14 protein-coding genes are annotated in these 16,639 nt (G+C 67.1%); 6 read left to right on the forward strand and 8 right to left on the reverse strand.

The features are described from left to right. Positions 1-92: 92 nt before the first annotated feature. On the forward strand, positions 93-581 hold the full coding sequence (locus O6P39_RS15765; protein WP_275607444.1) for an Lrp/AsnC family transcriptional regulator: 489 nt from the start codon (positions 93-95) through the stop codon (positions 579-581). Positions 582-877: 296 nt separating this feature from the next. Next, entirely contained in the window at positions 878-1,942 is a 1,065-nt protein-coding gene (locus O6P39_RS15770) for an ornithine cyclodeaminase (RefSeq protein ID WP_275607445.1), read from the forward strand. Between the two features lie 121 nt (positions 1,943-2,063). Here the strand turns inward: O6P39_RS15770 and O6P39_RS15775 are convergent, their stop codons facing one another. Then, complete coding sequence (locus tag O6P39_RS15775) at positions 2,064-2,942, reverse strand: SDR family NAD(P)-dependent oxidoreductase (protein ID WP_275607446.1); 879 nt, start codon at positions 2,940-2,942, stop codon at positions 2,064-2,066. Then, on the reverse strand, positions 2,935-4,698 hold the full coding sequence (locus tag O6P39_RS15780) for an FAD-dependent oxidoreductase (protein ID WP_275607447.1): 1,764 nt from the start codon (positions 4,696-4,698) through the stop codon (positions 2,935-2,937). The genes O6P39_RS15775 and O6P39_RS15780 overlap by 8 nt, the downstream gene beginning before the upstream one ends. 243 nt (positions 4,699-4,941) lie before the next feature. On the opposite strand from O6P39_RS15780, the gene O6P39_RS15785 reads away from it, so the two are divergent. The 3 genes from O6P39_RS15785 (at position 4,942) to O6P39_RS15795 (ending at position 10,048) form a co-directional block, all read left to right on the forward strand. Beyond that, positions 4,942-6,564: a DUF1302 domain-containing protein gene (locus O6P39_RS15785; RefSeq protein ID WP_275607448.1), complete on the forward strand. Its 1,623-nt coding sequence runs from the start codon at positions 4,942-4,944 to the stop codon at positions 6,562-6,564. Positions 6,565-6,585: 21 nt separating this feature from the next. Next, positions 6,586-7,965 carry a DUF1329 domain-containing protein gene (locus O6P39_RS15790; RefSeq protein WP_275607449.1) on the forward strand — a complete coding sequence of 460 codons (1,380 nt, stop codon included), beginning with the start codon at positions 6,586-6,588 and terminating at the stop codon, positions 7,963-7,965. 172 nt (positions 7,966-8,137) lie between these two features. Then, positions 8,138-10,048 (forward strand): tyrosine-protein phosphatase, encoded by a 1,911-nt coding sequence (locus O6P39_RS15795; protein WP_275607450.1) that lies wholly within the window; start codon positions 8,138-8,140, stop codon positions 10,046-10,048. Between the two features lie 104 nt (positions 10,049-10,152). Here the strand turns inward: O6P39_RS15795 and O6P39_RS15800 are convergent, their stop codons facing one another. From O6P39_RS15800 to O6P39_RS15825, 6 genes are read right to left on the reverse strand one after another with little or no spacing between them, the layout of a single operon-like run. Next, positions 10,153-11,379: an NADH:flavin oxidoreductase gene (locus O6P39_RS15800; RefSeq protein WP_275607451.1), complete on the reverse strand. Its 1,227-nt coding sequence runs from the start codon at positions 11,377-11,379 to the stop codon at positions 10,153-10,155. Between the two features lies 1 nt (position 11,380). Next, complete coding sequence (locus O6P39_RS15805; protein WP_275607452.1) at positions 11,381-12,487, reverse strand: 3,4-dihydroxy-2-butanone-4-phosphate synthase; 1,107 nt, start codon at positions 12,485-12,487, stop codon at positions 11,381-11,383. 10 nt (positions 12,488-12,497) lie between these two features. After that, positions 12,498-13,412: an alpha/beta hydrolase gene (locus O6P39_RS15810; RefSeq protein ID WP_275607453.1), complete on the reverse strand. Its 915-nt coding sequence runs from the start codon at positions 13,410-13,412 to the stop codon at positions 12,498-12,500. A gap of 11 nt (positions 13,413-13,423) precedes the next feature. Beyond that, positions 13,424-14,239 carry an SDR family NAD(P)-dependent oxidoreductase gene (locus O6P39_RS15815; RefSeq protein WP_275607454.1) on the reverse strand — a complete coding sequence of 272 codons (816 nt, stop codon included), beginning with the start codon at positions 14,237-14,239 and terminating at the stop codon, positions 13,424-13,426. Positions 14,240-14,255: 16 nt separating this feature from the next. Beyond that, on the reverse strand, positions 14,256-15,233 hold the full coding sequence (locus O6P39_RS15820) for an NADP-dependent oxidoreductase (protein WP_275607455.1): 978 nt from the start codon (positions 15,231-15,233) through the stop codon (positions 14,256-14,258). After that, entirely contained in the window at positions 15,233-15,364 is a 132-nt protein-coding gene (locus O6P39_RS15825) for a hypothetical protein (protein ID WP_275607456.1), read from the reverse strand. Before O6P39_RS15825 ends, O6P39_RS15820 begins: the two co-directional genes overlap by 1 nt. Before the next feature lie 165 nt (positions 15,365-15,529). On the opposite strand from O6P39_RS15825, the gene O6P39_RS15830 reads away from it, so the two are divergent. After that, a complete protein-coding gene (locus O6P39_RS15830; RefSeq protein ID WP_275607457.1) occupies positions 15,530-16,579 on the forward strand; it encodes a Rieske 2Fe-2S domain-containing protein in 1,050 nt (349 codons plus the stop codon). Positions 16,580-16,639: the final 60 nt, after the last annotated feature.

Consider the following 16,639-nt stretch of genomic DNA (forward strand, 5'->3'; position numbering starts at 1 on the left):
GACGGAGCGTTACCCCATAAAGGCAAGGGCTGCCGGGCGCCATTCGATGAAGCGCGTCCGGCGGCCCTTTCCGCTTAGTCAGAACAGAAACCATGAGCACGAAGGAACAGGACACCTCGTCGTCATTCACCCTGGATCGCATCGACGAAGAGATCATCAGGATCCTCCGCCACCAGGGCCGCATCACCTACGGCAAGCTCTCGTCCCTGGTCCACCTCACGCCGCGTCCCTGCCAGGAGCGCGTGCGCAAGCTGGAGAAGCACGGGATCATCCGCGGCTACGGCGCCGTCATCGATGAACAGAAAATCGCCTCGGGCCTGTCGCTGCTGGTGCTGGTCGCCCTGTCGAACCAGAGCGGGCGCACCGCGCAGAAGGCCTTCGAGGCCTGTGTCATCGCCTGCCCGGAAGTGCTGCACTGCCAACTGATCAGCGGCACCTTCGACTACAGCGTACGCATGCGCTGCCGGGACATGGAGCACTACCGCGCGCTCACCGAGACCTGGCTGAACGACGAAAGCTTGCACATCGACAAGCTCGTCGCCCACCCCGAACTGACCACCATCAAAGAGTCGGCCAGCTAAGCGCCACACCTCCTCGCTCCGCCCTGCTCCCGGCCGAAAAAACGCCCGCCTGCAGGGCGTTTCCTTCACAGCAGAATCGGCTGTCCAAAGGACTCAATACAGCCGGATCGGTCGGCGCACCCCGGCATTACAGCCGGGATTTCTCCAGGCCGGGTGGGAGAATGGCGCTATCCCACACGAACAATGGCCCTCTCCGGCCGACCGCAAAACACCTGTCGAATGGACCTGGCGAGCATTGGCGTTCGGGATATCAAGCTGAAATTCCAATACCAATCAAATTAGCTGGAGGTCCCGCCATGACTCGCTTCGTCGACGTCCCCACGATGTCTCAACTGGTGCAGGAAATCGGAGTCGCACGCTTCATCGGCGAGCTGGCCGACACCATCCAGCAGGATTTCGTACGGTGGGAATCCTTCGATAAATCGGCGCGGGTCGCCAACCACTCCGACATCGGCGTCATCGAACTGATGCCAGTGTCCGACCCCGTGCGCTACGCCTTCAAGTACGTCAACGGCCACCCGCAGAACACCCAGCGCGGGCTCTACACCGTCATGGCCTTCGGCGTGCTGGCCGACGTCGAGACCGGCTACCCGGTGCTGCTCTCCGAGCTGACCGTGGCCACCGCCCTGCGCACCTGCGCCACCTCGCTGATGGCCGCCCGCGCACTGGCGCGGCCGAACTCGCGGCGCATGGCATTGATCGGCAACGGCGCGCAGAGCGAGTTCCAGGCGCTGGCCTTCCATTTCCACCTGGGCATCGAGGAAATCGCCGTCTATGACATCGACCCGCTGGCGACCGAAAAGCTGATCCGCAACCTGGCCGAATTCCCGAACCTGAAGATCATCCGCGCCAGCTCCACCGCCGAAGCCGTGCGTGGCGCCGACATCGTCACCACGGTGACCGCGGACAAGACCTACGCGACCATCCTGACTCCGGAGATGATCGAGCCCGGCATGCACATCAATGGCGTGGGCGGCGACTGCCCGGGCAAGACCGAGCTGCATGCCGACGTGCTGCGGGCCGGCAAGGTGTTCGTCGAGTACGAGCCGCAGTCGCGGGTCGAGGGCGAGATCCAGCAGATGCCGGCGGACTTCCCAGTGGTGGACCTCTGGCGCGTGCTGGCCGGCCAGGTGGCGGGGCGCGACAGCGCCGAGCAGGTCACCATCTTCGACTCGGTCGGCTTCGCCCTGGAGGACTACTCCGCGCTGCGCTACGTGAACGAACAGGCGAGCCGGCTCAACCTCGGGCAGAAGATCGATCTGGTGCCCTGGGGCGAGGATGACCAGGAAAACGATCCCAAGGACTTGTTCCGCCACACCCGCACCGGCAAGGGACGCAAGGCACTGCGCCGCATCGCCTGAATCTGCCTCATGAAAAAAAACGGACCCGATCATCGGGTCCGGTTCTTGTCGTGCTTCATGGAAAGCACTGGTCGGCCAGCAACGGAGAAGGTGACGGGATTACCTTCTGCGCCGCACCGGCTCACATCACCCGTGCCGGATGCTGCACGCGCGGGCTGCCGAGCTGCTCGCGCCAGGACGGCGGCTGGCGGTCGTCGCTGTCCTTGATGCCATAGCGCAGCGCCAGTTCCGCGCTGACCAGGGTCTGCCCGGAGAGCTCAGTCAGCTTGGGGTCCTCCAGCATCGCGCGGATGATCCGGCCGTTGAACTGCGGCGTCTCGGCCATCGCCAGGAAGGCCTCGTACTGCTCGGCCTTGGCCTGGCCGGCGATGGCGGTGCGTTCGGTCAGCTGCGGGCCGAGCCAAAGGGAAACCGCCGCGACCGCGCTGTTCTCGAAGTCGATGGCCATGTCTGCCGCCAGCTTGTCCACCCCGGCCTTCTGCGCCCCGTAGGCCGGGCCGTGCATGTAGCAGCCGGCGCCGAACGAGGAGACAAAGGCCACCAGCGCCTTCGGTGCGCGCAGCAGCAGCGGCGCGGCGTAATAGCTGGCGACGTAGGACGAGCGCAGGCCGACGTCGAGGATGTCCACCATCTCCAGCGGCTTCTCCCAGAACGGGCCGGGCTCGATCAACTGCTCGTGGATGAAGGTGACGTTGTTCACCAGCAGGTCCAGGCGCCCCTGCTCCGTCTCGATACGCTGGAACAGCGCGCGCACCTGCTCGTCGTCGCTGTGGTCGCACTGCACGGCGATGCCCTTGCCGCCGGCGGCGTCGATGGCCGCGGCGGTTTCATGGATGGAGCCGTGCATCACCTGGCCATGCAGCGTGGCGGCACCGGACTGCAGCGAGCGACCGCTGACGTAGACGGTCATGCCGGCGGCGCCCAGCGCCTGGGCGATGCCCTTGCCGACGCCACGGCTGGCGCCGGTGACCAGGGCGATACGGGGAGTCTGTTCAGACATTGTTCGAAGCCTCCTGGCTGGCGCGAGCGCGGGTCTGCTCGGCCTGTTGCTGGATGTGCTCGGCGGCGAGGAAACCGAAGGTCATCGCCGGGCCGATGGTGGAGCCCGCGCCGGGATAGGTGGTACCCATCATCGAGGCGGCGGAGTTGCCGATGGCGTAGAGGCCGTCGATGGCACTGCCGTCCTCGCGCAGCACGCGGGCGTTCACGTCGGTGAGCAGGCCGCCCTTGGTGCCGATGTCGCCGGCATTGATCTGCACCGCATAGAACGGCGCCTTGAGCAGCGGCGCCAGGCACGGGTTGGGCAGTACGGTGGGGTCACCGTAGTAGCGGTCGAAGGCCGACTCGCCCTTGTGGAAGTCCGGGTCCTGGCCCAGTGCCGCATGGCGGTTGAAACGCTCCAGGGTGCGGGCGAGACCGGCGCCGTCGACGCCAATGGCGGTGGCCAGTTCGGCGATGCTGTCGGCCTTGTGGTAGTAGCCGTGCAGATGTTTGGGCAGGCGGCTGTCGGGCATCGCATAGCCGGGCAGCAAGGCGCCGCAGGGGTATTTGCGGCGGAACTCGGCGTCGAACACCATCCAGCAGGGCACACTGCGCGCCTGTTCGGTGTTGTGCCCGTACATGGCATAGACGATGTCGGTGTAGGGCGCGGCTTCGTTGACGAAGCGCTGGCCGGCGGAGTCCACCAGCACGCAACCCGGCAGGGTGCGCTCGACGAACAGCGCGCGCTGTTTTTCCTCACCCTCGACATGGGTGGTCGGCGCCCACCAGGCGTGTTCCATCAGCGCGGTGGCCGCGCCCAGTGCCTGGCCGGCGCAGATGCCGTCGCCGCTGTTGTAGGGCGGCGTCGCGCTCCACTGGCTTTGCGATGGCTGCGGATGGTACTGGCTGCGCATCGCCTGGTTACGCTCGAAACCGCCGGCGGCGATGACCACCCCACGTCGAGCATGCACCCGCAGCGGACGGCCCTTGTGCAGCAGTTCGGCGCCCACTACCCGGCCGTCCTCGTCCACCAGGCCCTGCAGTGGCGCTTCCAGCCACAGCGGTACCTGGCGATCGAGCAGCGAACGGCGCAGCGCGGCGACCAGGGCGTTGCCCAGGGTGAGGAAGCGGTCGCGCTTCGAGCTCAGGCGTCCGCCCAGGTCGCGCCAGTAGCGCCACAGGATGCGCATCGTCAGCCCGACCCAGCCGGGCCCGCGGCAGAGCAGCACGCGCGCTTCCTTCATGGTCATGGCGACGCGCCCCATCATCAGGGTGCCCGGCGACGGCTCGCGCATCCGCGCGAATTCATCGCCCAGTTCGCGGGCGTCGAACGGCAGCGGGTCCATGGAGCGGAAGCCCAGCTTGCCCCCCGGGACTTCCGGGTAATAGTCGGCGTACTCGGGCTGCGCCTCGAAGCGCACCCGGCTGTTGGCCTCCAGGTATTCGACCATGCGCCGGCCGTGTTCGACGTAGGTCTCGATGCGGCCGTCGGTCACCAGGTCCCGGGTCACGGTACGGATGTAACGAATCGCTTCCTGTGCCGAATCCTGGCCACCGAGGGCGGCGATCCGATGGTTGCAGGGAATCCAGATGCCGCCGCCGGACACCGCCGAGGTGCCGCCGTAGCGGTCGCTCTTTTCCACCACCAATACGTCCATGCCCAGGTCGCGGGCACGCAAGGCGGCGGTCATGCCACCAGCGCCGCTGCCCACCACCAGTACGTCACATTCATGGTCCCACTCGCGGCTCCGCTGGCCGCTCGCCCTTGCGTTCATGCGCTGTTTTCTCCGGGAGCTGGCGTGGGTCCGACCCACGCATCCTCGGCGATTTTTCGCGCAGCCCATGAGCCCGAACATCGTCCGATGGGACTAGCCCGGAAGGGCCTCGGCACCGTCTCGCTGGCGTAGTCCCTTCGGACGATGTTGGCGAATCCGGGTGACCACATAGTCAGCCCCGCCACATTCCCGCCAACACAGTTCCGGGTCTGGACAACCGTGCCTGCCCGAGCAGAGGACGAAATGACAAGAATAAGAATCGCCTTCCAGCCGATGCCCCTTGCCGTTGCGATCAGCGCCTCCAGCCTGTTCCTGGCCAGCCAGGCCCAGGCACTGTCGTTCGACGTAAACGACGACCTCAAGATCAACTGGAACACCACCGTCAGCTACGGCCTCGCCTGGCGTACCGAGAAGCGCGCCCACGCGCTCTCCAACGGTGGCAGCAACCCGGCGATCGCCAACATCGATGACGGCAACAACGCCTTCGATCGCGGCAGCTTGATCAACAACCGCGCCAGCTTCCTCACCGAGGCCGACTTCAAGTTCCGCGAGGACTTCGGCCTGTTCGCGCGCGCCTCCGGCTTCTACGACGACGTCTACCATCACAGCAACGACAACACGACCGGCACCTCCAACTGCCTGGCGTCCGGTCATTGCTCCAAGGCCGACGAATTCCCCGAAGACACCGTCGACCAGCACGGCGACCGCGTGCGCATGCTCGACACCTACGGCTATGGCAACTGGGACCTGAACGGACACGCCCTCAACGCGCGCGTCGGCAACCAGGTGGTGAGCTGGGGTGAAAGCCTGTTCAACGGCTTCGGCATCTCCGGCGCGATGAGCCCGGTGGACGCGACCAAGGCCAACGTCCCGGGCATCGAGATCAAGGAACTGTTCCTGCCGGTCGGCCAGGCGTTCGTCCAGTACAGCCTCACCGACGCGCTCGGCGTGCAGGCCTACTACCAGTACGACTGGAAAAAGACCGAGATCGACGGCGTCGGCAGCTATTTCTCGATCACCGACCAGATGGACCGCGGCGGCTACAGCGACGCCTTCGGCATGACCCGCCGCATCGGCGACGACAAGCCCAGCGACTCCGGCCAGTTCGGCGTGGCGCTGACCTACAGCGCCGAGCAACTGAACAACACCGAGTTCGGCCTGTACTACGTGCGCTTCCACGACAAGACGCCGCAGCTGGACTTCCTCAGCCACTGGAACCAGGCCGAGTACAACGTACGTTACTTCGACAACATCGACCTGTACGGCGCCAGCTTCTCCACCGTGCTGGGCGAGACCAACGTCAGCGGCGAACTGAGCTACCGCGACGGCCAGCCGGTGCTGGTGGATACCGGCCTGGTACCGCACCCGGTGCGCGCCAAGACCATGGAAGCGTTGATGTCCTTCATCCACTCCTATGGCAACCAGCCCTTCGCCGACAACGTCACCCTGACCGGCGAAGTGGGCTACAACCGCGTGCTGAGCAACGACAAGGCACCGAGCTTCGACGTGTTCGTGCCCACCGGCGCCGGCTACGCGCTGATCAATACCCCCAACACCGGCGAGCTGTACTACGACAAGTCCGCCTGGGGTTACACCCTCAACGTCACCCTTGATTACAACAACATCTTCAACGGCTGGGACCTCAGCGTTCCGCTCATCTACAGCCAGGCCGTCAACGGCAGCTCGTCGATGCCCGGCAGCTTCGGCCTGGGTGAAGGCGACGACCGCCTCGGCGTCGGCACCACCTGGCGCTACCTGAACAACTTCAGCATCGAGGCCCGCTACAACGTGTTCCTCGGCAATCCGAGCGAAACCGCCCTGTCCGACCGCGACAACGTTTCGCTGACCGCGAAATACAGCTTCTGACCCAGCAGGAGGAGCCCTCCCATGAACCGCAAACCCCACTTTTCAGCTCTACTGCTGTCCGCCGGACTCGCTTGCCTGATCGGCCAGGCGCAGGCCAAGGTCAGCCCTGAAGAGGCCGCCCGCCTCGGCACGGAACTGACCCCCATGGGCGCCGAGAAAGCCGGCAACGCAGATGGCACCATCCCGGCCTGGTCGGGCAAATGGCGCGGAGCGCCGCCCCATGTGAACTACGCAGGGCCGGGCAACCGTTACCCCGATCCCTACGCCGACGAGAAGCCGCTGTTCGTCATCACCGCGCAGAACATGGAGCAGTATTCCAAGTACCTGACCGACGGCCAGCGCGCGCTGTTCAAGCGCTACCCCACCACCTTCAAGATGCCCGTCTACCCGTCGCACCGTGACTTCCGCTACAGCGAGAAGGCGGAAGAGCGGATCAAGGCCAACGCCGTCAGCGCGGAACTGACCCAGGAAGGAAACGCGGTGGCCGGTGCCTTCGGCGCCTCCCCTTTCCCGATTCCGAAGAACGGCAATGAGCTGATCTGGAACCACGCCCTGCAGACCCGCGCCTGGAGCGAGGAAGCGGTGTACGACCAGTCGGTGATCTACTCCAACGGCAACACCGCGCCGCAGACCGTCCACTACCAGATCTCCTGCCCCTGGTCGGACCCCAATGGCTCGGTCGAACAGTCCGCGGCCAGCGGCATCATGAGCCACTTCATGCTCACCACCCTCAAGCCCGTGCGCTCCAAGGGCGAGATCATCGGCGGCAACGAGTTCATCGACCCCATGGCCAATCCGCGCCAGAGCTGGCAGTACCTGCCCGGTACCCGCCGCGTTCGCCGCGCGCCCACCGTCGGCTACGACACCCCCACCGGCGCTGGCGGCTTCCGCGTCATCGACGAAGACCGCCTGTTCAACGGCGCGACCGACCGTTACAACTGGAAGATGATCGGCAAGAAAGAGATCTACATCCCCTACAACAACTACAAGCTCGACGATCCGAACGTGAAGTATTCGGATCTGCTCACGCCCAACCACATCAACCCGGACTACATGCGCTACGAGCTGCACCGCGTATGGGTGGTGGAAGCGACCCTCAAGCCCGGCGCACGGCACATCTACGGCAAGCGTACCCTCTACCTCGACGAGGACAGCTGGTCCGCCGCCCTGGCCGACAACTACGACAACCGCGGCCAGCTGTGGCGCACCAACATGCAGACCACCACCTATGCCTATGACATCCAGGTCAACCAGGCACGTGTCGCCCTGTTCCACGACCTGATCGCCGGCTCCTACCTGGCCGACCGCCTGTCCAACGAACAGCCGCAACCACAACTGAACACCGTCAAGTACGACAGCAACTACTTCACCGCTGCGAACATGCGCAAGCTCGGCCAGTAAGGCCACAGGGCCGGCCGCTCCTCCTTTGGGGGCGGCCGGTTTTTTTTCGCCCCGAATTCCTTTTTTGGCGCGGCGTTCTGCGTGCCAGTAACGATGACGCTCCCGTGCAGGACCCGCCCGGGCTCATCGCACCTGCGTCATGACTACCACCCCTCGATAAGGAACATCCCTCGTGGCCAAGCGACTGCTCATCCCTGCTGCCCTGCTCTGCCTGCCGCACACCACCGCCCTTGCCCTTGACCTCTCGCTGGATACCCCGCGCCTCGTCGGTGCGGACAACTTCCGCGACGTTGCCGGCACCACCCAGGCCGACGTCACCGCCAATGGCGGCGTCATGCGCTCCGGCGTGTTCTACCGTTCCAACGCACTGACCCTGAAGGGCAATGACAAGGCGATCCTCGAAGGACTGGGGATCGGCGAAATCTTCGACCTGCGCACCCCCGGCGAAATCGCCCAGGCGCCGGATGTCCTCCCCGCCGGAGCCCGCTACCAGAACATCAACATCATCGGCGGCGAACAGGTGAACCCGCCCCTCACCAGCCCCGAGGCGGCGCGTGAGTGGATGCGCGACCTGAACCGCGACTTCGTCACCGACGCCGGCCAACGTGCGCGCTACCATGACCTCTTCATGGAGCTGGCCAGCGCCGAAGACCCGGTGATCTTCCACTGCACCTCCGGCAAGGACCGCACCGGCTGGACCGCCGCCATGCTGCAATCCATTGCCGGCGTCGACTCGGCCACCATCATGCAGGACTACCTGGCCACCAACAGCTACAGCGCCGGCAGCATCAGCGCCACCCTGGCCAAGCTCAGCGCCCATGCACCGGCACTGGCCTCCGTCTATGCACCGCTGCTGGGCGTGGAAGAAAGTTTCCTGCAGGCCGGTCTCGACCAGATCACCCAGGACTACGGCACGGTCGACAACTACCTGAAAGAGGGCCTGGGCCTGGACCAGGAGACCATTTACGTACTGCGCGGCAAGATGGTCCGCTTTGGCAGCCTGCCCGGCCAGGCGGGGCTCGCGGGCAACGCCGCGGCCGGCGCCGGCCTGCTGGCCGCCTTGCAGGACAGCGACCTCTCCGGCCGCTACAGCGCCTACAACTACTACCTGCAATCGGCCATCGATGCCGGCAGCCTGGGCGGCCTGGAGCAACGCGTCGGCGGGCAGATCCACGCCGACTCGGCCAGCTACCTGCTGCGCCAGACCCAGTTGATTGACAACGCCATCGCGCCCTACGCCAGCGGCCGCGACCTGCGCGAGGGCGAAAGCCAGCTGTGGATGAGCGCGCTGGCCAGCTACGTCGGCACCGATGGATCGTCCCATGCCTCCAGCAGCAACGAGCACAGCCAGGGCGCCCTGGTCGGCCTGACCCACCGCTTCGACAGCCAGACCAGCGCCCGCGCCGGCTTCGGCTACTCCAACGGCGACGTGGCCAGCTCCGGCGCCTCCGCCGACGCCGACCTCACCTTCATCACTCTGGGCGGCCGCTACGCCTTCGACAGCCTCGAACAGGGCGCCTACGCAGACCTGCGCCTGGACGCCGGCTACATCGACTACGACAGCCGCCGCGACCTCGGCTACGGCCTGGGCCGCGCCAAGGGCGACACCCAGGGCAGCCTGTACAGCGCCCTGGCCAACCTCGGCTATCGCACCCACAACGGCGACCTGACCCTGGAGCCGACCCTCGGCGTACGCGTCAGCCAGGTCCGCCTCGACGGCTTCACCGAAAAAGGCAGCGAGCTGGCGCTGGACGTCGACACCGTCGACAAGACCGTCACCAGCCTGGTCGGCGGCCTGAACCTGGGCTTCGGCCAGTCCCACGTCGGCGACTGGAGCCTGCAGCCGGGGCTGAACCTGGGTTACGAGCACGCCTTCGGCAATCCCGAGGTGAAGAGCCACGGGGCAGTCCAGGGCTTCGGCGTGGAGCAGGTCTCGGCCTTCAACGACCGCGACCTGTTCAAGGTCGGCGCCGGCCTCACCGCCCGCGCGGGCGCCGTCAGCGTCAGCGCCGACGTGCAGGGGCTGCAAGGCTCCGACAGCCATGGACTGAGCGGCAACCTCAGCCTGGGTATCGCCTTCTAAGCGCAACACCCCCGAGGAGCCGAACCGGCTCCTCGGGGGAAGGCAAAAGAAAACGGCCTGCACCGGAAAGTGCAGGCCGTTTTTCTTGACGCTTTGACGACGGCTTAGCGTACCCCCGCAAAGCTCTCCGGCCGGTTCAGCACGCAACGAATACCACCGGGCAACCCCATGCTCGCCACGCACTGGTTGCAGTGCGTGCAGCCGTTGGCGTAGCGCTCGCCCTGCTGCTGGATATTGCGTACCAGGTCCGGGTCGCGCAGCAGTGCGCGGCCCATGGCGACGAAGTCGAAGCCCTCGCTCATGGCGCGCTGCAGGCTGTCGCGGCTGCTCACGCCGCCCAGGTACACCAGCGGCATGTCGGTGGCCTGGCGCACCCGTCGGGCCTGTTCGAGGAAGTACATCTCGGTATAGGGCGAGTCGGCAAACAGGCGGCCGCCGAACCATTTCATCGCGGTGCGCTGCAACGGGTTGGTCTCCAGCGGGATCATCTGCTGCAGCGGGCTTTCGCCACGGAACAGGTACATCGGCGAACGGCTGGTGAAGCCGCCGCTCATGACCAGGGCGTTGAGGCCATGCTCGGCCAGGCGCTGCGCGGCACGGCACGACTCGTCGATCTCCAGGCCCCCGGCGAAGCCGTCGCTGAGATTGAGCTTGGCCAGGATCGGGAAGTCGTCGCCCACCGCGTCGCGCACCGCCGCCAGCACTTGCAGCGGCAGGCGCAGACGGTTGTCCAGGCTGCCGCCGTAGGCATCGCTGCGCTTGTTGGTGGCCGGCGAGATGAACTGGCTGAGCAGGTAGCCGTGGCCCATGTGGATTTCGATGGCGTCGAAACCGGCGCGCTTCACGAAGGCCGCGGCGTCGCGGTATTCGTTCAGGGTCTTGCGGATGTCCGCATCGCCCATGGCGCCGGCGAAGGGTACGCCGGAGAACAGCCCGTACTGGTTGATGCAGGCGCTGGGGCCGCGCGGACGCGGGATGTTCTGCGGGCGGTTGCGGCTGAAGAAGCCGCAGTGCGCCAGTTGTGCCGACACCGCCCCGCCCTCCCGGTGCACCGCGCCGGCCAGTTCGCTGAGCTTGGCGAAGACACCTTCGTGCATCCACATCTGGTCGGGGAAGGTCAGGCCGTCGGGCGATACCCCGCAGTAGGCCACGGTGCTCAGGGCGACGCCGCCACGGGCCATGCGCGCATGGTGCGCGACCAGGTCGTCACTGGGCACGCCGCCCTGGCACATGCCCTCGAAGGTGGCGGTCTTGATCACGCGGTTACGCAAGGCCAGGCCGGCCAGGTGGGCGGGGGCGAAAACCTTGTCCAGCGCGTCTTGCGGGGTCATCTCAAGCCTCCTGGGCCGGGGTGAAGGGGACGAACTCGACGACCTCCAGATCGAAGCCGGACACGGCCTTGTAGGGCGCCGGGAAGCTCATCAGGCGCATCTGGTGCACGCCCAGGTCGCGCAGGATCTGCGCGCCGACGCCGAGTGTACGCTGAGGGAAGTTCGGCGCCTGCAGGCGCGGCCCGTGGGCCAGCTGGTCGAGGATGGCGGCGGCGCTTTCCTGCTGCGCCAGCAGGACCAGCACGCCGCTGCCTTCGGCGGCGATCCGCGCCAGGGAACGGTCCAGGCTCCATTGCTGCGGCCCGCGCGGCGGCTCGCCGGCCAGCAGGTCGCGGAAGGTTTCCACCGCCTGCACGCGCACCAGCACCGGCTGCGCCGGATTCACCTCGCCGCGCACCAGCGCCAGGTGCACCACATCCTTGAAGGCGTCGTGGTAGGCGCATACGCGGAACGGGCCATGGCGGGTGTCGATGCGGTATTCGCCGCTGCGGGCGATGGTGCCCTCGTGGAGAATGCGGTGGTGGATCAGCTCGGCGATGCCGCCGATGCGCAGGTCATGCTGCCGGGCAAAGGCGCGCAGGGTTTCGCCACGGGCGTTCTCGCCCTCCTCGTCGAGGATCCCGGCGAGCAGCGCCGCCGGTTGCAAGCCGGCCAGGCGGGCCAGGTCACAGGCCGCCTCGGCATGGCCAGCACGGCTCATCACCCCACCGGGCAGCGCGCGCAACGGGAAGACGTGGCCAGGGCTGACCAGGTCCGCCGGGCCGCTGGCCGGGTCCACCGCGACCTGCACGGTGCGTGCGCGATCGGCGGCGGAGATGCCGGTGGTGATGCCTTGCGTGGCCTCGATGGAGACCATGAACCCCTTGCCTTCGCCACGCGGGTTGTCGGTCATCGGCTTCAGACCGAGTTCCTGGCAGCGCTCGTCGGTCAGCGCCAGGCAGATCAGCCCGCGCGCCTCGCGGGCGAAGAAGTTCAGCGCTGCGTCGTCGATGAACTCGGCGGCCTGCAGCAGCATGCCGTCGCCGCCATCATCCTCGCCGTCGACCAGCACGACCGGCTGGCCACGACGCAGGGCTTCGATCAGGTGCAGTGGACTGTCCAGCGTCATGTTCGTCTCCTCAGGCCAGGTTGCCGCGTAGCCAGGCCGCCGCTTCCGCAAGGTAGGCGGCGGCGCGCGGGGCAAAGGGCGCGAAGCTGGCGAAACCGTGGATCATGCCCTCGGCGCGCACCAGGGCGACTTCGGCGCCAGCGGCGCGGGCGCGCTCGGCGAAGGCTTCGCCCTCGTCGCGCAGCGGGTCGTATTCGGCGCTCATCAGCAGGGTCGGCGGCAGGCTGCCGAGATCGGCGGCGTGCAGCGGCGAGGCCAGGACGTCCAGCGGCGCGGGCCACTGGCCCAGGTACTGGCGCCAGAACCAATGCATCATCGAGGCTTCGAGGAAGTAACCTTTAGCGAATTCGCGGTAGGAGGCGCTGCCGCAGCTCTGGTCGGTCACCGGGTAGAACAGGCACAGCGCGCTCGGGCGCGGCCCGCCGCGCTGGTTGAGCAGGCGCGCGGCGGCAATGGAGAGGTTGCCGCCGGCGCTGTCGCCGGCCAGGGCCAGGCGCGAGGCATCGACGCCCAGTTCGGCGGCGCGCTCCACCAGCTCGCAGGTGGCGCGGTAGCAGTCTTCCGCCGGCCCCGGGAAGCGGGTTTCCGGCGCCAGCCGGTAGCTCACCGAGGCGACCGCCGCGCCCGTGGCCAGGGCCAGGCGACGGCACAGGTCGTCATGGGTATCGATGGTGCCGGCGACGAAGCCACCGCCGTGGAAGAACACCAGCAGCGGCAGGCCGGCCTCGCCGCTCGGGCGGTACAGCCGCGCCGGCAGGTCATCGGCCAGGCGCAGTTCGCGCACGTCGGCCAGGGCAACGGGTTCGCCGGCCAGACCCTGGTCGGCGAAGCTGCGGTAGGTGGTGGCATCGAGGGTGTCGAAGTCCAGGGCGAAGGCGCCGGCGAACTGGTCGAGCAGAGCCTGCATATGGGGATCGAGGGCCATGGTCACTCCTTTTAAACGTCGGCCATCAGGAAGACCGGATTGGTCTCGTCGAGAATGCTTTGCGTGCGTGCCTGCAGCGCAGGCTTGAAGTCGGGGTGCGGCAGGATCCAGAAGCGCTTCTCGTCGATCGCCTGGAACACGATCTGCGCCAGCTCATCCGCCGGCATGCCCTGGCGGATGCTCTGTTCCAGCACGGCGCCCAGCGCGGCGCCGGCGCCCTCTCCTCCCTGGTCGGAGGCCATGATGCGGCTGGCCACCGGCCCCGGGCAGAGCACCGAGACACCGACCGGGGAGCCGAGGGCGACCATTTCGTGATGCAGCACTTCGGAGAGCGCCACCAGGGCCTGCTTGGTCACCGTATAGGCGGCCAGGAACGGGCTGGTGAGCAGGCCGGCGAGCGATGCGGTATTGATCACGTGGGCCGGACGGCCCTGGGCCAGCAGGGTCGGCATGAAGACCCGCAGGCCGTTGATCACGCCCACCAGATTGATGTCGAGCATGCGCTGCCATTGCGCCGCACTCAGCTCCCAGCTGGCGCCGGTCTGCATCACGCCGGCGTTGTTGAACAGCAGGTCGACACCGCCGAACTGCGCCAGCGCGGCGTCGCGCAGGGCCGCAAGGTCAGCCTCGCTGGCCACGTCGGTTACCCGCGCGAGCACCTCGCAGCCACTGGCGCGCAGCTCGCCGGCCAGGTCGTCCAGGCCGGCCTGGTCGCGGTCGGCCAGCACCAGGCGCAGGCCCAGTTTCGCCGCGTGTTCCGCCATCCCCCGGCCGATGCCACTGGCGGCACCGGTGATCACGGCCACTTGGCCTTGTCGAACGCTCATGGTCATTCCTCTTGGGTCAGTCCGTCGTTACCCGCAGGACCTGCTTGGTCCGGGCCAGGCACTGCTGCAGGCGTGTATGGGCCAAGGCCACGTCGGCCAGCGGCAACTGTTCCAGGCGCGGCGGCAGCAGCGCGCCGCTGGCCAGCAGGTCGGCTACCCGTTGCAGGGTGGCGCCGCTGGGCATGCGGCTGTAGGCCACTGCGATGCGTACACCCAGGCGCTCGGCCACGGCCGGGTCCGGCGCGGCATCGCCCGGCGCCAGGGTGAGAATCGAGACGAGGATGCCGTTCCTGCGCAGCAGTCCCAGCGGATCGGGCAGACTTCCGCCGCCGATGCAGTCGAGCACCAGGTCGACGCCTTCGGCGGACCAGTCCCGCAGTACCGCGCCGATATCGTCTCGGCGGTAGTCGATGGCGCACTCGGCGCCCAGCGCGGCGACGTAGTCACGGTTGTCGGCGCTGCAGGTGGTGGCGACCCGCGCGCCGGCGTGCCGGGCGAGCTGGATGGCGAAACCGCCCACCGCACTGCCGCCGCCGTGCACCAGCACGTGCTGGCCGGCTTGCAGACCACCCTCGTCGAACAGTCCAGCCCAGGCGGCCAGGGCCGGGGTCGGGACCGCGGCGGCGGCGGCGAAGTCCAGCGCCTGCGGCATGCGCACCACGGAGGCGCGGGAGACGCAGGCGTATTCCGCGTAGGAGCCCCACTTGCCGGCGCCAATGTCGCTCTGGGCGAACACCGGGGTGCCGACCGGCAGGTCGTCCACGCCCTCGCCCACCTCGGCGACCGTGCCGGACAGGTCGAAGCCCAGCACCAACGGGAAGCGGTATTCGAAGAAACCGGCGAGATAGCCCTCGCGGCATTTCCAGTCGGCCGGGTTGACCCCGGCATAGCGCACCCGCACCAGCACTTCGCCGGGGCCAGGGCGTGGCGTGTCGACCTCGGCCAGTTGCAGAACTTCGGCGCCGCCGACACGTTGAATGATCACTGCGCGCATCAACGGGCACTCCGTTGGGCCAGGCCCAGGCCACGCTCGGCGTCGGACGGCAGGTAGAGCCCCGCCAGGGCCTGTATCACCGTATCGATGGGCTCGGCATCGAGGGTGATCTCATCGGGTATGCGGATCATCGCGAAATCCCGCGTCTTGTTGTTGTGCGGGCAGTAAATCGATCCCCTGTTTCCCGGCCATCGTCCATTCAGACGATGCCGTTACCGCCCTGGCTTGCAGAATCCCAACCAGGCCCTTGCCGCCACCCACCCCCTGCCTGCGGCATCTGATGGGAGAACAATAAGATGAGCACGCTGCACCGAATCGAAGCCCGCCCAGTGGAAGACCGCTACGCGCGCGGCTGGCACTGCCTGGGGCTGGCCAGCCAGTACCGCGACGGCAAGGCCCACCGCCTGGATGTCTTCGGCACCCGCCTGGTGGCCTTCCAGGGCGAGGATGGCCAACTGAACATCCTCGACGGCTACTGCCCGCACATGGGCGCTGATCTCAGCGAAGGCTGCGTGGAAGGCAACAGCCTGCGCTGCCCGTTCCACGAATGGCGCTGGGGCGCCGACGGTGTGTGCGACGACATCCCCTACGCCAAGCGCATCCCGCCGCGGGCGAAGATCAAGTCATGGCCGGTGATGGAGCAGAACCACCTGCTGTTCGTCTGGAACGACCCCGAAGGCAATCCGCCCATCGCCAGCCAGGCGATCCCGCGCATCGACGCCTGCTACGACGACGCATGGGCCGAATGGGAAGTGGCTGACATCAAGATCGACACCAACTGCCGCGAACTGGTGGACAACGTCTCCGACATGGCGCACTTCAAGAGCGTCCACGGCGCGCCCATCGACGAGTTCAGCAACCACTTCGAAGCGCACACCGCCACCCAGGTGATGCGCGGCCGCAGCGCCCGCCTGTCCGGCGACAGCGAACTGACCACCGTGGCCACCTATTACGGCCCGGCCTACCAGATCACCGAGATGACCGGTGCCATGGGCGGCCAGCCGATCCATTCGATCCTGCTCAACTGCCACGTACCGATCGACCAGAACAGCTTCACCCTGCGCTACGGCGTGCTGGTGAAGAAGGTGCCGGGGCTGTCCGCCGAGGAAAACCGCGCCATGGCCCAGGCCTATGTCGAGCAGGCGCGCCTGGCGTTCTACGAGGACGTGGCGATCTGGCACACCAAGACCCGCGTCGACAACCCGCTGCTGTGCGACGGCGACGGCCCGGTGTACCAGTTGCGCAAGTGGTACGAGCAGTTCTATACCAACGTTGCCGAACTGCCCGCGAACCTGGATGAGCGCAAGGACTTCATCGTGCGCGCGGCGCAGGCCGAGCCGGCCTGATCCACCCGTCCCCTGCCTTGCAGGACGGATTGCCTTCTGCGGAAAACGCCGACTCAATGT

Origin of the sequence: Pseudomonas sp. PSE14 (assembly GCF_029203285.1) — a bacterium.
Lineage (GTDB): Bacteria > Pseudomonadota > Gammaproteobacteria > Pseudomonadales > Pseudomonadaceae > Pseudomonas.

Bases quoted from the DNA above. Each gene is read 5' to 3' on its own strand.
- O6P39_RS15780 (WP_275607447.1), bottom strand. From the start codon at position 4,698: ATGAACGCAAGGGCGAGCGGCCAGCGGAGCCGCGAGTGGGACCATGAA.
- O6P39_RS15790 (WP_275607449.1), top strand. From the start codon at position 6,586: ATGAACCGCAAACCCCACTTTTCAGCTCTACTGCTGTCCGCCGGACTC.
- O6P39_RS15765 (WP_275607444.1), top strand. From the start codon at position 93: ATGAGCACGAAGGAACAGGACACCTCGTCGTCATTCACCCTGGATCGC.
- O6P39_RS15820 (WP_275607455.1), bottom strand. From the start codon at position 15,233: ATGCGCGCAGTGATCATTCAACGTGTCGGCGGCGCCGAAGTTCTGCAA.
- O6P39_RS15775 (WP_275607446.1), bottom strand. From the start codon at position 2,942: ATGTCTGAACAGACTCCCCGTATCGCCCTGGTCACCGGCGCCAGCCGT.
- O6P39_RS15800 (WP_275607451.1), bottom strand. From the start codon at position 11,379: ATGACCCCGCAAGACGCGCTGGACAAGGTTTTCGCCCCCGCCCACCTG.
- O6P39_RS15825 (WP_275607456.1), bottom strand. From the start codon at position 15,364: ATGATCCGCATACCCGATGAGATCACCCTCGATGCCGAGCCCATCGAT.
- O6P39_RS15805 (WP_275607452.1), bottom strand. From the start codon at position 12,487: ATGACGCTGGACAGTCCACTGCACCTGATCGAAGCCCTGCGTCGTGGC.
- O6P39_RS15830 (WP_275607457.1), top strand. From the start codon at position 15,530: ATGAGCACGCTGCACCGAATCGAAGCCCGCCCAGTGGAAGACCGCTAC.
- O6P39_RS15770 (WP_275607445.1), top strand. From the start codon at position 878: ATGACTCGCTTCGTCGACGTCCCCACGATGTCTCAACTGGTGCAGGAA.
- O6P39_RS15815 (WP_275607454.1), bottom strand. From the start codon at position 14,239: ATGAGCGTTCGACAAGGCCAAGTGGCCGTGATCACCGGTGCCGCCAGT.
- O6P39_RS15785 (WP_275607448.1), top strand. From the start codon at position 4,942: ATGACAAGAATAAGAATCGCCTTCCAGCCGATGCCCCTTGCCGTTGCG.
- O6P39_RS15810 (WP_275607453.1), bottom strand. From the start codon at position 13,412: ATGGCCCTCGATCCCCATATGCAGGCTCTGCTCGACCAGTTCGCCGGC.